General features: G+C 68.1%; 19 protein-coding genes, 1 tRNA gene and 1 pseudogene. 15 read left to right on the forward strand and 6 right to left on the reverse strand.

The window, feature by feature from the left end; translation table 11 throughout:
- Window positions 1-144 precede the first annotated feature (144 nt).
- On the forward strand, window positions 145-2,424 hold the full coding sequence (locus HDA44_RS23700; RefSeq protein WP_238353286.1) for a penicillin-binding protein: 2,280 nt from the start codon (window positions 145-147) through the stop codon (window positions 2,422-2,424).
- On the opposite strand, the gene HDA44_RS23705 is transcribed toward HDA44_RS23700, so the two are convergent.
- Together HDA44_RS23705 and HDA44_RS23710 are read right to left on the reverse strand one after the other, a co-directional pair.
- Complete coding sequence (locus tag HDA44_RS23705; protein ID WP_184837920.1) at window positions 2,328-2,741, reverse strand: hypothetical protein; 414 nt, start codon at window positions 2,739-2,741, stop codon at window positions 2,328-2,330. The genes HDA44_RS23700 and HDA44_RS23705 overlap by 97 nt on opposite strands.
- 117 nt (window positions 2,742-2,858) lie before the next feature.
- Window positions 2,859-3,326: a GatB/YqeY domain-containing protein gene (locus HDA44_RS23710; protein ID WP_184837922.1), complete on the reverse strand. Its 468-nt coding sequence runs from the start codon at window positions 3,324-3,326 to the stop codon at window positions 2,859-2,861.
- A gap of 26 nt (window positions 3,327-3,352) precedes the next feature.
- On the opposite strand from HDA44_RS23710, the gene HDA44_RS23715 reads away from it, so the two are divergent.
- The 12 genes and pseudogenes from HDA44_RS23715 (at window position 3,353) to HDA44_RS23765 (ending at window position 11,711) form a co-directional block, all read left to right on the forward strand.
- Window positions 3,353-4,297 (forward strand): metallophosphoesterase, encoded by a 945-nt coding sequence (locus HDA44_RS23715; protein WP_184837923.1) that lies wholly within the window; start codon window positions 3,353-3,355, stop codon window positions 4,295-4,297.
- Window positions 4,298-4,321: 24 nt separating this feature from the next.
- Window positions 4,322-4,398: transfer RNA gene (locus tag HDA44_RS23720), tRNA-Pro, on the forward strand.
- A 61-nt stretch (window positions 4,399-4,459) separates the two neighbouring features.
- Window positions 4,460-4,645, forward strand: a pseudogene (locus tag HDA44_RS38990) (J domain-containing protein); the annotation flags it as partial.
- Window positions 4,646-5,161: 516 nt separating this feature from the next.
- Window positions 5,162-6,058 carry a hypothetical protein gene (locus tag HDA44_RS37525; RefSeq protein WP_238353602.1) on the forward strand — a complete coding sequence of 299 codons (897 nt, stop codon included), beginning with the start codon at window positions 5,162-5,164 and terminating at the stop codon, window positions 6,056-6,058.
- A 9-nt stretch (window positions 6,059-6,067) separates the two neighbouring features.
- Window positions 6,068-6,550, forward strand: coding sequence for a hypothetical protein (locus tag HDA44_RS23730; protein ID WP_238352530.1), 483 nt, complete (start codon window positions 6,068-6,070; stop codon window positions 6,548-6,550).
- Complete coding sequence (locus HDA44_RS23735) at window positions 6,543-7,241, forward strand: carbohydrate-binding family 9-like protein (RefSeq protein WP_184837927.1); 699 nt, start codon at window positions 6,543-6,545, stop codon at window positions 7,239-7,241. The genes HDA44_RS23730 and HDA44_RS23735 overlap by 8 nt, the downstream gene beginning before the upstream one ends.
- A gap of 72 nt (window positions 7,242-7,313) precedes the next feature.
- On the forward strand, window positions 7,314-8,246 hold the full coding sequence (locus HDA44_RS23740) for a tetratricopeptide repeat protein (protein ID WP_184837929.1): 933 nt from the start codon (window positions 7,314-7,316) through the stop codon (window positions 8,244-8,246).
- A gap of 123 nt (window positions 8,247-8,369) precedes the next feature.
- Window positions 8,370-9,158 carry a CoA transferase subunit A gene (locus HDA44_RS23745; RefSeq protein WP_184837931.1) on the forward strand — a complete coding sequence of 263 codons (789 nt, stop codon included), beginning with the start codon at window positions 8,370-8,372 and terminating at the stop codon, window positions 9,156-9,158.
- A 1-nt stretch (window position 9,159) separates the two neighbouring features.
- Entirely contained in the window at window positions 9,160-9,789 is a 630-nt protein-coding gene (locus HDA44_RS23750) for a CoA transferase subunit B (protein WP_184837933.1), read from the forward strand.
- Between the two features lie 61 nt (window positions 9,790-9,850).
- Complete coding sequence (locus HDA44_RS23755; protein WP_184837935.1) at window positions 9,851-10,483, forward strand: DUF2975 domain-containing protein; 633 nt, start codon at window positions 9,851-9,853, stop codon at window positions 10,481-10,483.
- Window positions 10,483-10,701 (forward strand): helix-turn-helix domain-containing protein, encoded by a 219-nt coding sequence (locus HDA44_RS23760; RefSeq protein WP_184837937.1) that lies wholly within the window; start codon window positions 10,483-10,485, stop codon window positions 10,699-10,701. Before HDA44_RS23755 ends, HDA44_RS23760 begins: the two co-directional genes overlap by 1 nt.
- Window positions 10,702-10,817: 116 nt before the next feature.
- On the forward strand, window positions 10,818-11,711 hold the full coding sequence (locus HDA44_RS23765) for a PfkB family carbohydrate kinase (RefSeq protein WP_184837939.1): 894 nt from the start codon (window positions 10,818-10,820) through the stop codon (window positions 11,709-11,711).
- On the opposite strand, the gene HDA44_RS23770 is transcribed toward HDA44_RS23765, so the two are convergent.
- Both HDA44_RS23770 and HDA44_RS23775 read right to left on the reverse strand, forming a co-directional pair.
- Complete coding sequence (locus tag HDA44_RS23770) at window positions 11,668-12,348, reverse strand: SDR family NAD(P)-dependent oxidoreductase (RefSeq protein ID WP_184837941.1); 681 nt, start codon at window positions 12,346-12,348, stop codon at window positions 11,668-11,670. The two genes, HDA44_RS23765 and HDA44_RS23770, sit on opposite strands and share 44 nt — an antisense overlap.
- A 34-nt stretch (window positions 12,349-12,382) precedes the next feature.
- Window positions 12,383-13,183: an NUDIX hydrolase gene (locus HDA44_RS23775; RefSeq protein WP_184837944.1), complete on the reverse strand. Its 801-nt coding sequence runs from the start codon at window positions 13,181-13,183 to the stop codon at window positions 12,383-12,385.
- A gap of 78 nt (window positions 13,184-13,261) precedes the next feature.
- On the opposite strand from HDA44_RS23775, the gene HDA44_RS23780 reads away from it, so the two are divergent.
- Both HDA44_RS23780 and HDA44_RS23785 read left to right on the forward strand, forming a co-directional pair.
- Window positions 13,262-14,281, forward strand: a complete 1,020-nt coding sequence (locus tag HDA44_RS23780) for an SPFH domain-containing protein (RefSeq protein WP_184837946.1) — start codon at window positions 13,262-13,264, stop codon at window positions 14,279-14,281.
- Complete coding sequence (locus HDA44_RS23785) at window positions 14,281-15,156, forward strand: NAD(+)/NADH kinase (protein ID WP_184837948.1); 876 nt, start codon at window positions 14,281-14,283, stop codon at window positions 15,154-15,156. The genes HDA44_RS23780 and HDA44_RS23785 overlap by 1 nt, the downstream gene beginning before the upstream one ends.
- On the opposite strand, the gene HDA44_RS23790 is transcribed toward HDA44_RS23785, so the two are convergent.
- Window positions 15,105-16,154 (reverse strand): hypothetical protein, encoded by a 1,050-nt coding sequence (locus HDA44_RS23790; protein ID WP_202887524.1) that lies wholly within the window; start codon window positions 16,152-16,154, stop codon window positions 15,105-15,107. The genes HDA44_RS23785 and HDA44_RS23790 overlap by 52 nt on opposite strands.
- 34 nt (window positions 16,155-16,188) lie before the next feature.
- Window positions 16,189-16,935 carry an SDR family oxidoreductase gene (locus HDA44_RS23795; protein WP_184837951.1) on the reverse strand — a complete coding sequence of 249 codons (747 nt, stop codon included), beginning with the start codon at window positions 16,933-16,935 and terminating at the stop codon, window positions 16,189-16,191.
- Window positions 16,936-16,978: the final 43 nt, after the last annotated feature.

Raw genomic sequence — 16,978 nt, forward strand, 5'->3', positions numbered from 1 at the left:
GAATCCTGTCCAGCTAGTGTGACCGAACTCATAGTCATCGCCGTAACCCAAACGGGCCATCCCGTAGTCTCTATAACCATGCGCGTGCGGGAGAAAGGCGACCGGGGAGTCGTCCAATCGGTGGTTCTGTTCCTTGGGGTGAGCATGCTTTCGGGGGCTTTGGCCGCCGGTCTCGCCATCCCGTTCGCCGGTCTGGCCGGGTTCACCACCCAGAAAACCTCCGAAACGCTGCAGGATCTGCCGCAGCAGTTCGACGAGGTCCCGCTCAAGCAGAAGAGCCAGATCTTCGCCGCCGACGGCAAGCTGATCGCGACCCTCGCCGAGCAGAACCGGGTGCCGGTGAAACTCAGCCAGGTCGCGCCGATCATGCAGAAGGCGATCGTCGCGATCGAGGACGACCGGTTCTACGAGCACGGCGCGCTGGACATGAAGGGCACGCTCCGCGCGCTGCTGCAGAACCAGTCGTCCGGGTCGGTGCAGCAGGGTGGTTCGAGCATCACCCAGCAGTACGTGAAGATCAGCCTGGTCGAGAAGGCGAAGACGCCCGAAGAAGTCGCCGCGGCGACCGCCGACACGTACCAGCGCAAGGTCGCCGAGCTGCGGTACGCGGTCGCGGTCGAGAAGCAGTACTCGAAGAACGAGATCCTGGAGAAGTACCTCAACCTCGCCAACTTCGGCGACGGCGCCTGGGGCATCCAGCAGGCCGCGCAGCACTACTTCTCGGTGAACGCCTCCCAGCTCACCCTCGCCCAGGCCGCGATGCTGGCCGGCCTGGTCAAGAACCCCACCGGCTACGACCCCACCAACAACGCCAAACGCGCCAAGGACCGCCGCGACGTGGTCATCCGCCGGATGCTCGAACTCCACGTCATCTCCCTCTCCCAAGCCAACTCGGCCCTCAAAACCCCCGTCATCGACCCAGCCAAGGTCCGCCCCAACAAACTCGGCTGCGCCAACGGCCCGTACCCGTTCTACTGCGAGTACGTGGTCTCAGAGCTCGAGAACAACAAAGCCTTCGGCAAGACCCGAAGCGAGGCGTCGAACTACATCAAGACCGCCGGCCTGACGATCCGTACGTCCCTGGACCCGAAGATCCAGGCCGCCGCCCAGCGCTCGATCGACACCCACTCGAAGCCGACCGACCAGGCCGTCGCCGCGATCACGATCGTCGAACCGGGCACAGGCGTTGTGAAGGCGATGGCCCAGAGCCGCACGTACGGCAACAAGCGCGGGCAGACCGCGTACAACTACAACGTCGGGAAGAGCTACGCGGGCGGTTACGGCGGCTACCAGATCGGCTCGACGATGAAGGCCTTCACGATCGCGGCAGCGATCCAGAAGGGCCTTCCGCTGAACTACAAGATCAACTCTCCGGACACGATCGACCTCAGCGGCAAGAAGTTCAGCACTTGCGAAGGCACCACGTCCGCGCCGGACTACACGCCGAAGAACTCGACCAAGAACGTGCCGGATCCGACCATGATCCAGGCCGCGCAGAAGTCGACGAACACCTACTTCCTTCAGTTGTCTCAGCAGACTGGCCTTTGCTCGATCGCCAGGATCTCCGCCAACCTCGGCTTGTACAACGCCCAATCCGGCGAGCCGCTCCAGCAGGTACCGTCGATGACGCTCGGTATCGACTATGTGACGCCGCTCCAGCTGACCGCCGCCTACGCTGCCTTCGCTGCTCGTGGCATGTACTGCGTCCCCTGGCTGATCACGTCGATCAAGGACTCCGCCGGTAAGTCGATGTCGACACCGGGCGCGAACTGCAAGCAGGTGCTGAAGCCAGAGGTCGCCGACGGCGTCAACGCGGTCCTGCACCAGGTGATGGAGGCGGGCGGAACCGGGTCGAAGCTGAAGTTCGGCAACAGTGACCTGGCCGGCAAGACCGGAACGATCAACCAGGCCAAGGCCGTCTGGTACGCGGGTTACTCGTCGAAGCTGGCCGCGGCCGCCGTGGTGGCCGACGCCTCCCCGCCGTACCACCAGCTGATCGGCCAGACGCTGAACGGCGAGAAGATGCGGGACGCGTCGGGTTCCGGGACCGCCGGCCCGATCTGGGAAGCCGCGATGAAGTCAGCCTTGCAGGGGTACCCGACCACACGCTTCACCGCCCCGAGCTCGATCGTCGTCCGCGGCAACGTGAAGGACCTGCCGTTCGTGAACGGCATGAACCCCGACGACGCTTCGAACAAGCTCAAGCAGGCCGGTTTCGAGGCAACAGTTGCCTCCGGCACCGTCAACTCCGAAGAAGCCGCCGGCACCGTCGCGTACACCGACCCCCGTCAGCGCGACGGCGCCCCCGAGGGCTCCCTGGTCACCATCTACGTCTCCAACGGCAACAAACAAGGCCAGCAGCCGAACGAGCCACAGAACTCGACCAAACCCCCCAACGGCAAACCCGGCCGCGGCAACCGCTGACCATCACCCCTTGGAAGTTGCTGGTTCTTGCGGGTCGCCCTGCTGATCATGACCGCCGCGGCCACCAGAGGTACGCCGATCACGAGCACGATGAGTACGCTCAACCAGGTCTTTCCGTCGGCGTCATCGCCGAAGGGTGCCCAGGGAGCGTCCTGCATGCTTCCGGCGATCTGCCGGACGAGCAGGTCCCCGATCAGCGCCGGGAACCCGAGCAGCAGGCCCATTGCGGCGAGCGCCAGATAGCTCGCCCCGGCGATCCAGCCGCCATCGCGTGTGGTCGTTGACCGGCTCTGATCGCGCAACGCTTGATCTTGCACCGTGCGTCTCCGTTCGGCGCCGTTGGTGCGGCGAACGCTACCGGGGCTCGTGGGTGGGGTAAACGGCGAGCGGCCACATTGCACGTTTGTGCAATGTGGCCGGGTGGGGTGCGTGGGTCAGGCGCCTAGTTGGCGTTTTACTTCGGCGGAGACGATGGCGCCGTCGGCTTTGCCTTTGACCTTGGGCTGGAGGGCGCCCATTACCTTGCCGATGCCGCGGGGGCCCAGGTCGGCGGCGCCGGTGCTGGTGATGGCTTCGGTGACGAGGGTCTTGATCTCGTCCTCGGTGAGCTGCCCGGGCAGGTACTCGGCCAGGATGTCCGCCTCGGCCTGTTCCTTGTCGGCGAGTTCGGCGCGGCCGGCGTCGCGGTACGCGATGACCGACTCGCGGCGCTTCTTCGCCTCGGAGCTGAGTACGTCGACGATCTCGGCATCGGCGAGCTCGCGGGCCTCCTTGCCGGACACCTCGGCCTTGGTGATCGCGGTCAGCGCCATCCGCAGGGTCGACTTGCGGATCTCGTCGCGCGCCTTCAGGGCGGCGGTCATGTCGTCGTGCAGGCGCTGCTTCATTCCGGAGTTGGACATGACCATGATTGTGGCAGGCTGGAGCAATGAGCTTGCGCGGGATCGCCAGTGCCACGTTGAAGACCACGGCCGTCGCCGGTGCCGTCGGTGCCGCCTGCGTCGCGTACGCGGCCGGGATCGAGGTCCGCTGGTTCACCGTGCGCCGCTTCACCGTGCCGGTGCTCCCGGAGGGTACGGCGCCGCTCAAGGTGCTGCACCTGTCCGACCTGCACCTGATGCCGGCGCAGGAACGCAAGATCCGCTGGGTGAGTGAACTGGCCTCACTCGACCCGGACCTGGTCGTCACCACCGGCGACAACCTCGCGCATGAAGACTCGGTCCGCCCGCTGCTCCGTGCGTACGGGGATCTGCTCGATCTTCCCGGCGTGTTCGTGTTCGGCTCCAACGACTACTGGAAGCCGCATTTCAAGAACCCGGGCAAGTACCTGCTGCCGGCGACCAAGCAGCGGCACAAGCCGCACGGTCCGGATCTGCCGTACGAGGAGATGCGTCGCGCGTTCAGTGACGCCGGATGGGTCGACCTGAACAATCTGAAGGCGACGCTGAAGGTGAACGGTCTGCGCCTGGACTTCGCCGGGACCGACGATCCGCACATCAGGCGCGACCGGTACGCGGATGTGGCCGGTGAGATCGATCCGGGTGCTGACCTGTCGATCGGCGTCACGCATGCGCCGTACCAGCGGGTCCTGAACGCGTTCGTCGGGGACGGGTACCCGCTGGTGCTGGCCGGACACACGCACGGTGGGCAGTTGGCGGTGCCGTTCTACGGTGCGCTGGTGACGAACTGCGACCTCGACACGTCCCGGGTGAAGGGGCTCTCGACCTGGGGGTACGCGGGCCGGCAGGCGGCTTTGCACGTGTCGGCGGGGCTCGGTACGTCGCCGTACGCGCCGGTCCGGTTCGCGTGCCGGCCGGAGGCGACATTGCTCACTCTGGTGCCCCGGGTAAACCCGATTTCGCTCGGACGCTGAGCCCATGTAAGCTACTCGCGACTTCGGGCTGTGGCGCAGCTTGGTAGCGCGCTTCGTTCGGGACGAAGAGGTCGCAGGTTCAAATCCTGTCAGCCCGACCAACACTCAGGGCCAGTCACTACGGTGGCTGGCCCTGAGTGCGTTACCGGGCACGTCGCGGAGGTGCTGGGGTTGAGCGGGCCGGATCACTACGAGGTCCTGAACGTCGAGCGGACCGCCACGACCGCGGAGATCAAGACGGCGTACCGGAAGCTCGTCCGCCAAGTACATCCCGACCAGGGCGGGAGCGCGGCGCTGTTCCGGGTGGTGCAGGAGGCGTGGACCACCCTCTCCGACCCAACCAAACGAGCCGCCTACGACCACCACCTCACCGGCCAGACCGGTACCGCAGGCACCACAACAACCGCTGGCGGCGAAGCTGGAGCGCGTGGCGGAGCCGGCGGTGCTGGTGGCGGAGCCGGCGGTGCTGGTGGCGGAGCCGGCGGTGCTGGTGGCGGAGCCGGCCGCGGGCCGGGGTCAGCTGATGGAGCCGGCGCACGCGGTGGTGCTGGTGGCGCGACAGGCGCTGGTGGCGGAGGCGGCGCACCTGGTGGGGATGGTGGCACGCGCGGTGGAGCTGGGGCGGGTGGTCCGGGCGCGGGTGGGGCTGGTGCTGGATCTGGGGGCGCTGGTGGGGAGTGGGGTGGGGCCGGGGCTGGTGGGGATTGGAGTGGGGCGGGGGTTGGGGCTGGTGGGGATTGGAGTGGGGCGGGGGTTGGGGCTGGTGGGGAGTGGGGTGGTGGGGGTTGGGTGCCGGGGGTTGGGGCGGTTGAGGTTTGGCCGGGGTTTGGGCGGGGGCGGGGGGCTGCGTTGGGGGCGTTGGGGGTGTACGCCGTTGGCGTCGTGCTGGTTTTTCTTGGGAGCAACCTCGGCGGTGGCTGGTCCATTGCGATCGCGGTCGGTCTTGCCTCCACCGTCGTCTTGGCCGCGCCGCCGCACTGGAGCCGCCGCATCCCCCTGCACCGCCTGTTCAAGGCGTACGGCGTGGTGGTCACCCTCGGCGGCACCTGGACCCTGTTCTCCACGAACAACACCCTCAGCACACTCGACCGTACGGTGCTTGCCGCTCTGCTGGCCGGTCTTCTCGGCGTCAGCTTCCTCACCAGACGCTGGTCGAAAGTGCATGCGCTGGACACCACCATCGACCCACCCGCCGCGTACGACTTCAACCTCTGGGGCCGCCCGGGTGAACCGCTCATCGACGACGGCCGCGCGGCCTGGCTCGCCCCGGATGACGTCCTCCGCCACCGCCGTACCGCCACGGTCCTGGACGCGGTCGTTTCCATGCTCCCGGCCGCCAAGCTCGTACACGGTGCCCGCATCGGCGACCTGGCTGTCAGCCACCTGCTCCTCAACGGCCACCGGATGGCGCTGGTCGCATCTCTGATCGGACCGCCGGGTTCATACACTCTGGACGCCTACGGCTCACTGGTGTGCAACGGACGCCCAGTAGCGGGCCCCCAGCTCGACACTGCGCTGACGGCGTGGCGTACGCGGCACCCGTCGCTGGCCGTACGCGGCTTCCTGATCGTCCACCCAGTAGTGGACGGCCAGAGCGGCATCACCACCCAGTCGGCCCCGGACGCCGCCGTCACGCTCCTCCCGGCGCAGTCAGCCGCCGGCGAGCTGCTCGTGTGGCTGCAGGCGGAGGGCAACGTACTGGACCGCCGCGTGCTGTACGACATCCTGCACCTCGCCCCGTACGGGCTGGGAGCCCGATAGCCTGCCGCAATGAGCCAGGAGGACGACGACGACCGGATGCCGGATGATCTGGAAGCCGTTCTGGACGCCGCGGATGAGGCCGAGCAGCAGCGCAAGGGGCGGTACGACGCCCCGCCGCTGCCGCCGTTGCTGATCCTGGCCGTTGTCGGACTGCTCTGCGGGTTCGCGACCATCGCGCTGGTGTGGCTGAGTGAGCGCGGCTGCGAACGGTTCCGGGACACCACCAACTGCGGCGCCCTCGGGCTTCCGCTACTGGTGCTGATCGTGGTGGTCACGGTGGTGCTCGGTGGGCTGGCGTTGAGCCGGCTCGCGATGCCGCACCCGCGGCTGATCCCGTTCCTCGGGGTGGCGTTCATGGTGGCGCTGGTGGTCGCGTTCCTGACCGGTCACCTGGACTCGCCCTGGATCATCGCCGTCGTGCCGGTACTGACCGCTCTGACCTTCCTGCTCGCCAATCTCGTCGCCCGACTGCTGGAGCGTGCCGATGCCTGACCTGCCCGTCTACGAGTGCCCGCGGACCACCACCACGCCGAACCTGGACGGCACTCTGACCGATCCCGCCTGGGCGGCCGCGCCCTGGACCACCGACTTCGTCCCGATCGCCGACGGCCCGGCGCCGCGGTTCCGGACCCGGTCGAAGCTGATGTACGACGACCAGTACCTGTATGTCGGCGGTCTGCTGGAGGAGCCGCACGTCTGGTCGACCATGACCGAGCACAACAGCAGGCTGTACTTCGAGAACAACTTCGAACTGTTCCTGGACCCGGACGGCGACGGGCTGAACTACTACGAGTTCGAGATCAACCCACTCGGCACCATCTGGGAGTTGACGCTGCCGAAGCCGTACTTCGACGGTGGCGTACCGATCGACCCGTCGAACCTGCCTGGTCTGCGGACCGCGATCCACATCGACGGTTCGGTCAACGACCCGTCCGACACGGACACCGGCTGGTCGGCGGAGCTGGCTGTTCCGTGGGCCGACCTGGCCGCGTACAACAAGGGCCGGGCGACCCCACCGAACCCGGGTGACGAGTGGCGGATGAACCTGATGCGCTGCCAGTGGCCGCACGAGGTGGTCGACGGGGCGTACGTGAAGGGTGCCGCGAGCGAGTTCTGGGTCTGGTCGCCGCAGGGCGTGGAGGACATGCACCTGCCGGCGCACTGGGGCGTACTGCGGTTCTGACCCCCGGTAAGCCCAGTAACCCCAGTGACCCCCGTGACACGGTGTTAACACGAGCACGAGACAATGAGGCACGTGAACTTGGGGGACTCCGGCGACGTACACAGTCTGGAGGCGGACCAGGTCGTCAGCGCGATAGAACGCGCCTGTGAGAGCGACCTGCGTACCGCCCTCCGGCTGGTTGCGCGTTACTCGGCGTACTGGTGGTCGAACGGGCTGCAGGACGAGGCTGCCGCGGCAGCCGAGCGCGTACTGAGCATGCTCGGCCGTACTGTTCCAGTGGGGCTGGACGAGGAGTACCTGCTTGCCGTGATCCACGGAGCCGCGTCAGCTGAGCAGGAGCAGGTGGAGCTGGCGCAGCAGATCGTACTGACGACCACAGGCCCGTTCCGGTACTCCATCACCGTGCTGCTCTGGTCACTGGTGTTCGGTCCGTTCGAGCCGGCTGACGTGGTTGAGGACGTACTGAACCGCAACGAGGCCGGTGATGCGTGGACGCGGGCCGCCGTGGAGCTCTGTCGTGGTTACCCCGGTCTGACCGCTGCTGCTCCGGATGACGCGGCTCAGTCGCTGCGTACGGCGCTGGGGCGCTTTCGCATGCTGGATGACCCGTGGGGCCTGTTCCTCGTTCTCACTGCCCTCCGGCAGGTTGTCGACGACCCACTGGATGTCACCACTGAAGCACTGGAGCTCGCTGAGCAGCTGGGTCTCGTCGAACAGACCGCACTACTGCTCTGTGAGCGTGCGGACCTCTACCGGTCGCAGGGGAAGCTGGAGGACGCGCACGCGGACTACAACCGCGCACTGTCCATCGGTGAGGACGCTGACCTGCTGGAGACCGTCGCGGCCGCACGGATCGGTCTGGCTCGTGCTGCGCGGCATTCCGGCAACCTGCCGACTGCTCGTACCCACCTCTCCGCCGTACTGACGCTGCCGAACCTCGAGGACGCGCACTTCGAGGCGCTGCACGAGCTTGGCGTACTGAACGCGTCCGAGGCCTCCGCCTGAGCGGACTCGGGTTATCCCCCGGGGGATATCCCCCGGCGAATTGTGGGGTCAGCCACATCGCGGCGGGCGGCGCGGCTGGTTAGAGTCGGGAGCTAATCGGCACCGACTGCAACGGAGCAGCTGATGGACAAGACGTACGGGTCGCCGCAAGAAGCGGTGGCGGACATCGGGGACGGGGCGAGCCTCGCCGTCGGCGGGTTCGGGTTGTGCGGCAACCCGATGCAGCTGATCAGCGCGCTGCACGACAAGGGGGTGACCGGGCTCAGCGTCGTGTCGAACAACTGTGGCGTCGACGACTGGGGGCTGGGCATCCTGCTCGCGGACAAGCGGATCGCCAAGATGACCTCGTCGTACGTCGGGGAGAACAAGGAGTTCGCCCGGCAGTTCCTGAGCGGGGAGCTGGAGGTCGAGCTGACCCCACAGGGCACGCTGGCCGAGAAGCTACGGGCCGGCGGCTGCGGGATCGCCGCGTTCTTCACACTCGCCGGGGTCGGCACGCAGGTCGCCGAGGGTGGGTTGCCGCGGAAGTACAACACGGACGGTTCGGTCGCGAAGGCGTCGGAGCCCAAGGAGACCCGCGAGATCAACGGCACGACGTACGTGCTGGAGGAGTCGATCACCACCGACTTCGGGCTGGTGCACGCGCTCAAGGGCGACACGCACGGCAACCTGGTCTTCGACCGCAGCGCGCGCAACTTCAACCCGCTCGCCGCGATGGCCGGCCGGGTCACGATCGCCACGGTCGAGGAGCTGGTCCAGCCCGGAGAGCTGGACCCGGACGAAATCCACCTGCCCGGCGTGTACGTCCAGCGGGTTGTTGCGGTCGGCAAGGACATCGAGAAGCGGATCGAGAAGCGTACGGTCCAACCCCGCGAAGCCTACGAGGCCCAGCGCGAGAAGCTGGAGGCCTGAGATGCCACTCACCCGTGAGCAGATGGCCGCCCGGGCAGCGGCAGAGCTCGAGGACGGTTCGTACGTGAACCTCGGGATCGGCCTGCCGACATTGGTACCGAACTACATTCCGGACGGCGTCACGGTCGTGCTGCAGTCCGAGAACGGCATCCTCGGCGTCGGCCCGTACCCGGTCGACGGTGACGAGGATCCGGATCTGATCAACGCCGGCAAGGAAACCGTCACCACGTTGCCGGGGGCAAGTTTCTTCGACTCCGCGCTGTCCTTCGGGATGATCCGCGGCGGCGCGATCGACGCGGCCATCCTCGGCGCCATGCAGGTCTCGGCCAAGGGCGACCTGTCCAACTGGATGATCCCCGGCAAGATGGTCAAGGGGATGGGCGGCGCGATGGACCTGGTCCACGGCGCAAAGCAGGTGATCGTCCTGATGGAACACGTCGCCAAGGACGGGTCGCACAAGATCCTCGAGGAGTGCACCCTCCCGTACACCGGACGCGGCGTGGTCAACCGGATCATCACCGACCTTTCCGTCCTGGACGTGACCGACGACGGCCTGCGCCTGGTCGAGCTTGCCGATGGAGTGACCTTCGACGAACTACAGGCAAAGACCGGAGCACCGATCAAGCAGTAGTGTCGATCGCCCCCCATATCGTTTATCGTTAGTATCGAGAAACGATATGGGGGTACTTGGGATGAAACTCGGCTGGAGCCGTACTGACGGCAACACCTTGACCGGTCTGCTCGGTCTTGCCTTCGCGATCGAAGGGCTGTTCGGAGTGCTGATCCCGGCGCTACACATCGCCGGCCTGACCAGCACCCGCGCAACCCGAGAGGTCGGCGTGAGCGGCGTGGCGCAGCAGCTCGCGGAAGGTGGGGCGAGCGGTGCGGCGCAGCCGATCGCTGAGGGTGGTGGCATGACGTTGTCCGCCGCCGAATCCGCGACGCTGACCGTCGCCGACCCGAGCCTCGGTCAGCGCGTCCTGCTCGACCTGCCGACCCTCTTCGACGCGGTCCCGATCCTGCTCGGCCTCTACCTGCTGTTCCTGGTCGCGCGCACGTTCAGCACCGGCGACCCGTTCGAACCACGCAACCCGCGCCGAATCTTCGCGATCTCGATCCTGATCGCCCTCGGTTCGCTCGGCGACGGCCTGTTGACCGCCCTCACCAACCACTTCCTCGTCGTCGGCACACCGCTCGAGCAGCAGGTGCCGTTCTCCTGGCACATCTCCTTCCTCCCGCTCGGCGTCGCGGCCGTCGTCGCGGCACTCGCACAGGCGTTCCGGGTCGGCGTACGGCTCCGCGCGGACACCGAAGGGCTGGTGTGATGCCGCCGGACGACGACCACCGGATCCAGGTCAACCTCGCTCGCCTCCTGGCCGAGCGCGACATGACGCTGGCCGAGCTGGCCCGGCGCATCGACGTCACCGTGGTGAACCTGTCGATCCTGAAGAACGGCCGCGCCAAGGCGATCCGCTTCTCGACCCTGACCGCGATCTGCGACGCCCTCGACTGCCGGCCCGGCGATCTCCTCGAAATCCGATGACTCTGTGTAGCTAAACGGTTGATTGGAGTCAGCGTCGGCAGGTTAGGTGGAGTGCCGGAGATCAGTTGGCGAAAGAGGGCTGGGTTAGGAGGTGGAAGTCGGGTATTACGGGTGGGGTGGAGTTGGATGTGTTGGTGATCGGTGGGGTTGGGATCGACACGATCGTGCGAGTGCCGGAGCTGCCGTTGGCGGATCTGGACTCGATTCCGGTCGAGCCGATCGAGTCGTACTTGGCGCATACCGGGCACGGTGTCGCGCTCGGGTGCCATCTGCTTGGGCTGCAGGCGGGCCTGGTCGACGTGATCGGTGACGATCCGGAGGGCGAGCGGATTCGCCGGACGTACCAGGAGCTCGGGCTGCCGCTGCGGTTCGCGCTGCATCCGAGCGGTACGCGCCGTTCGGTGAACCTGGTCTCGCCGGACGGGCGCCGGCTCTCGCTGTACGACGGCCGCCACCCGTACGGGTTGCGCGTCGACCCGAACTTGTGGCGCCCGTTGATCCGGCGCGCCGAGCACGTACACGTCTCGATCATGGATTTCGCCCGCGACGCCCTCGGGGATGCGATCGCCGCCGATCGCTCGATCTCGACCGACCTGCACGACTGGGACGGCCGCAACGAGCATCACAAGGACTTCGCCACCGCGTCCGACATCGTTTTCGTCTCCGCCAGCTCCCTGCCGGCTGACGGCGTGGAGTGGATTCTCGCGAACGGCCGCGCCGAGGTGGTGATCGCGATGGCCGGCGCGGACGGCAGCTACCTGCACGTCCGCGGCGAACCGGTCCAGCACTTCCCCGCCATCGAGTTCAAGGACCGTCCGGTCATCGACACGAACGGCGCCGGCGACGCGTACGTCGCCGCGTTCCTGGCGCGCTACCTCGACGGAGCGACCTGGCCCGAAGCCGCCCTCGCGGGCACGCTCGCGGGCTCCTGGGCCTGCGGGTCGGCGGGCACCCACACGAACCTGATCACGGCTGAGGAGCTCGCTGTTCGAAGTAGAACGCACGGATGAAGCAGTCGCGGGGCTGACCGACCGCGAACAGCACGCAGTCGACCACCGAGTCGGCGGTCAGCTCGGCTCCGGCCACGCGCGGTCCGTCCTGAACGAAGTCCGGCGGAAAGAGCGAGATCACCCGGATCCCCTCCGGCCGCAACCGCTCGGACAGGATCTCGGCGTACCTGGCCTGCGCGTGCTTGGCGGCGTAGAAGGCGGGATGCGCGTCCGAGCGATGCTGGCCCGGCTCGCCCGCGGCGGAGATCAGGTTGACGATGTCCGGCTGGTTCGAGGCGCGGAGCAGCGGAAGCAGGCGCTCGGTGAGCAGGACCGTACCGGTCGCCGCGCCCGCGATCGTGTCGCCGATGTCCGCGGCGGTCGGGGCACCGTCGAGATAACGCGCGCCGCTGTTCACGAGTACGTCGAGGTGGTCGACGGGGAGTTGCTCGATCGAGGCCGGGTCGGAGAGATCGAGTACGGCCGCGGTCGCCGCACCGCCCGCGGCCTGGATGAGTTCGGCCGTTTGCTGGGCGGCGGCGAGAGTCCGCGCGGTGACAAGTACGTGCGCGCCGCGACCGGCGAAGGCGAGGGCGAGTTTCCGCCCGGTGTCACGGCCGGCGCCGGTGACGAGTACGTGTCGTCCTTTGAAGGTCATGTGCGCTAGGCAAACATCTCCAGTCAACTGGAGGTCAACCCGCGCGGGTCATCGGTGGGTGCAGGGTATGGGCGGTGCCGCGGTGGAAGAGCTGGGCGGGGCGGCCGCCGTCGCGGGTCGTGGTCGCGCCGGACGGCTCGACGAAGCCGGGTGTCTTGGTGACCTTGCGGTGGAAGTTGCGCGGGTCCAGCGGCGTACCCCAAACCGCTTCGTAGATCCCGCGCAGTTCGGAGATGGTGAACTCCGCCGGGCAGAACGCGGTCGCCAGCGGTGAGTACTCGAGTTTCGCCCGGGCCCGCTCCACGCCGTCACCCAGGATCCGCCGGTGATCGAAGGCCAAACCGTCATCCGCGGTGCCGGCGCGATCCTGGAGAAGGTCGGCGACATCGACCCATTCGGCTGACGAGGCATCCGATCCGGCGACCGGCGCCGGTGGATCCGGGACCAGCGCCAAGTACGCCACGCTGACCACGCGACCACGCGGATCGCGGTCCGGGGCGCCGTACGTCGCCACCTGTTCGAGATGTAGCCGCTCCGACGACAGCCCGGTCTCCTCCGCCAGCTCGCGCCGCGCGCTCGCTTCCAGGTCCTCGTCCGGCCGGACGAACCCACCAGGCAACGCCCAGCGGCCCAGGTACGGCTCGATGCCCCGCCGGATCAGCAACACCTGCAGCCGCCCGTCGCGCACGGTCAGGATGACCAGATCGGCGGCCAGCCCCACCGCCACGAAGTCAGCCCCGGCCCCCGGCCCGCGCGCCACGAAGTCGGTCCCTGCCTCCGGTCCGCGCGCCGCCGAGGCAGCCAGGCCCGGCACTCCACCATCATCGCGCTCCATCCGCACACTCTAATCGTCACCTTGACGAAAAGCCATCAACCCCCTTATCGTCATAGTGACGACAAGGAGACAAGAGCAATGGCAGACATCACCCGGTTCCGCTTCGTCAGTCACCTGCGGGCGAACCCCACCACCCACGTACGGCACCTGCGCAACGGCAAGCTCGCGCACGAAGGACCCGGCCAGGCGTTCTGGTTCCGGGCACTGAACTCGTCGCTGAGCGAGGTCCCGATCGACGACCGCGAGCAACCGCTGCTGTTCCACGGCCGGACCGCCGACTTCCAGGACGTCGCGGTCCAGGCGTCGGTCACGTACCGCGTCACCGACCCGGAGCTGGCCGCGTCCCGGCTGGACTTCGGCATCGACCCGGACACCGGACTGTGGCGGTCGACTCCGCTCGAACAGGTCGGTGGCCTGCTGACCGAGCTGGCCCAGCAGACGGCGCTGGACCTGCTCGCCCGGATGACTCTCACCCAGGCGTTGTCCGAGGGCCTGACCGCCGTCCGCCAAGCCGTCGGCGCCGGGCTGCGCGCGGACGGACGACTCAGCGGACTCGGCATCGGCGTCGAGGACGTCCGCGTGATCGCCCTCCGGGCGGAGCGTGACGTCGAGAAGGCCCTGCAGACCCCCGCGCGCGAGTCGGTGCAACAGGCCGCGGACAAGGCGACGTACGAGCGCCGCGCGATGGCCGTCGAGCGCGAACGCTCCATCGCGGAGAACGAGCTGCAGAACCAGATCGAGCTCGCCCGCCGCGAAGAGCAACTGGTCAACCAGCGCGGCCAGAACGAGCGGATGCGTGCCACCGAGGCGGCCGCGGCCGGGCAGATCGAGACCGAGGCAGCAGCGGGCCGCCAGCGCGCGCTGAGCCAGGCGGAAGCGGATGCCAAGCGCGTACTCGGCTCCGCGGAGGCCGATGCGAAGCGGGCGATGGGTGAAGCCGAGGCCGCTACCGAACAAGCGATCCTGGAGGCGTACGGACGGCTCGATGCGGCGACCGTACTTGCCCTGGCGATCAAGCAGGCCGGCCTGCCGGAGATCGGCTCGCTGAACCTGACGCCCGACCTGATCACGCCGCTGATGGCCAAGCTGGTCGCCTGATGACGCTCCCGCCGAGGGCCGTGATCGTGCACCGGGCGACCGAGCTGACCGAGCTCGTCGCCCGGCACGGGACGCGGCAGCAGGCCGGGTTCTTCCTGGCCGGCCGTGGCCGCGACCTCGCCGAGCTGGACGTACGCCACCAGGCCCAACAGGACGCACTGGCGGCGGTATCGGCGGCGATCCCGCTGGACTGGCGTCGCGCTGTTGCCGAACGCAACGATCTGGACCGGTTCGGGTTCGGCCCGGAGGATGTGGTGATCGCGGTCGGCCAGGACGGTCTGGTCGCGAACGTCGCCAAGTACCTGAACGGCCAGCCGGTGATCGGAATCAACCCCGAACCGGACCGCAACCCGGGCGTACTCGTGCCGCACGAACCGGCCGCGATCGCGGACGTTTTACGCAGCCGGGACGTGGCCGAACGGACGATGGTTGCCGCGCGCACCGATGACGGTCAGCAACTCGTCGCGCTGAACGAGGTGTACCTCGGCCACCGTACGCACCAGTCCGCCCGGTACCGGTTGAGCTCGCCGGACGGGCTGCCCGAGCGGCAGTCGTCGTCGGGAGTCCTGATCGGCACCGGGACCGGAGCGACCGGTTGGTGCCGATCGGCCTGGCAGGAGCGGCGCAGTCCGCTCGCCCTGCCCGGCCCGACCGCGCCAGTACTGTGCTGGTTCGTCCGCGAGGCGTGGCCGTCGCCCGCGACCGGCACCGACAACACCGAAGGGTTGCTCAAGGCACCGGACTCGCTGACGATCACGGCCGAGTCCGATCTGGTCGTGTTCGGCGACGGGATGGAGTCCGACACCTTGAGCATCGGCTGGGGTCAGCGCGTCGAGATCGGCGTGGCGGCGGTCAAATTGCACCTGGTGCTCTGAATGGTCGCGTGCCACGCCGAGTACAGCCGACGGGCCGAGCCGCCGATCGGGCCGACCGCGTCGAACACCGCGCCGCGACTGGCCGGCTTCGCGTTCTCGATCGCGCTGACCGCCTCTTCGGGGCTGTCGATCGTCGACGAGCAGACACCGAGGATGTAGTCCGGCACCTGCAGCTTCGGGTCCACGCAGCCGACCAGCGGTACGCCGACCGCCGCGACGATCGGGAACACTGTGCCCGGGATGCCGACCGCGCATTCCACCGTCGCCGATTCCGGCACCGATCCCAGCGAGCTGAGCTCGTAGCGATCCCACAACGCACGGTCCTCGCGCGGGTGCAGGCCGACGACAATGTGCTTGCCCGCCGCCTCCAGCTTCGCCGCGGCATCGAGCAGCAGCTGCGTACCGGGTGCCGCGTTGCCGGTCTGATCCGGATGCGTCACGCTCGTCAGCACCAGTACGCGGTCCTTCCGCGGGGCGTACTTCGGCAGCGTGTCCGTCTGCGCCGAGCCCACCATGCGTACGCGCCGGCGCCAGCCCAAGTACGCCCCGAACACCTCCGACTCGGCCGGCGATGCCGCCGTGACCAGCTCCAGACGCGGCCGGAACTCCTTCGCCCGCGGTGCCTCGACCGGCTTCAAGTACGCCAGCGAACTCGCCGCCATCGGCAGCCGGTTCAGCGCTTTCGCGACATCGGCCGGCCAGGCCTCGGCGCCGTTCACGACCAGCAGGTCGGCCTGCGGTACGTCGGTCAGCGTCGCGACCCGTACTGGATCGCCGGGCTTGATCTGGGTCAGATCCGGTACGACCTGGATCAGCTCCCAACCGCGTCGCTTCGCCTCGGTCAGCAACGGTTGCGCGTGGTACGTACCCCACGGCTCGTTGGTTGCCAACAGCACCCGAGTCCGCCGCGGCCGGGCGGCCGGCGACAACCCCGGCGTCGTGGCCAGTCCGATCCCGAGAGCCCCGGCCTTCAACAGCGTACGTCGCGTCGTGATCATGGCCGGGAGGCTACGAAACCTGGGTGAACGGGCGCTAGACCTCCTTCGAAGGCTGGATGATCAGGTGTGGGAGGTTGACGTGGCGCGGGCGGTTGATCACGTACGCGACCAGGTCCGCGACCTCGCCGACCGGAACGGCTGGGAGGGTTCTGCGGAGCTCGTCGACCATCGACTGGAGTTCCGGCGAAAAGGTGTCGGCGAGTTCGGTGTCGCCGATCATGCCGGGCTCGAGGTCGGTCACGCGGATGCCTTCGGGGGCGAGCTCGGCGCGGAGCGTACGGGTCAGGTGGCTGACGGCGGCCTTGGAGGCGCCGTACACGGCCATGCCTGGGTTGATGCGCTCACCGGCGAGCGACGAGACGTTGACCAGGTCGGTCGTACGCGTCGCCGCCGACCTGCGCAGGGCCGGCAGGAAGGCGTGCGTGACGGTGATGACGCCGGTGACGTTGACGTCGATGGTGCTTCGCCAGTCCGCCAGCGGGCCGTCGGCGAACGGGACCACCCGCATCAGGCCGGCGTTGTTGACGAGCAGATCCAGGTCGCCGAAGCGGTCCTGTACCAAGGCGGCGGCCTCGGCCACGGAGTCCGGCGAGGTGACATCGGCGGGTACCGCGAGGGCCGTACCGCCGGCTTCCGTGATCTCCGCGGCGAGCTTCTCCAGGCGGTCGCGGCGGCGGGCGAGCAGAGCAACCGAGGCGCCGTCGGCGGCGAGACGGGTGGCGATGGCGGCACCGATTCCGCTGGCGGCGCCGGTGATCAGTGCGGTGCGTGAAGTGTTCATGCTTTTACCGTCGTGCTTGGGGATCGGGCGCAGAAGAGTCGAT

This window comes from Kribbella solani, assembly GCF_014205295.1.
Classification (GTDB): domain Bacteria; phylum Actinomycetota; class Actinomycetes; order Propionibacteriales; family Kribbellaceae; genus Kribbella; species Kribbella solani.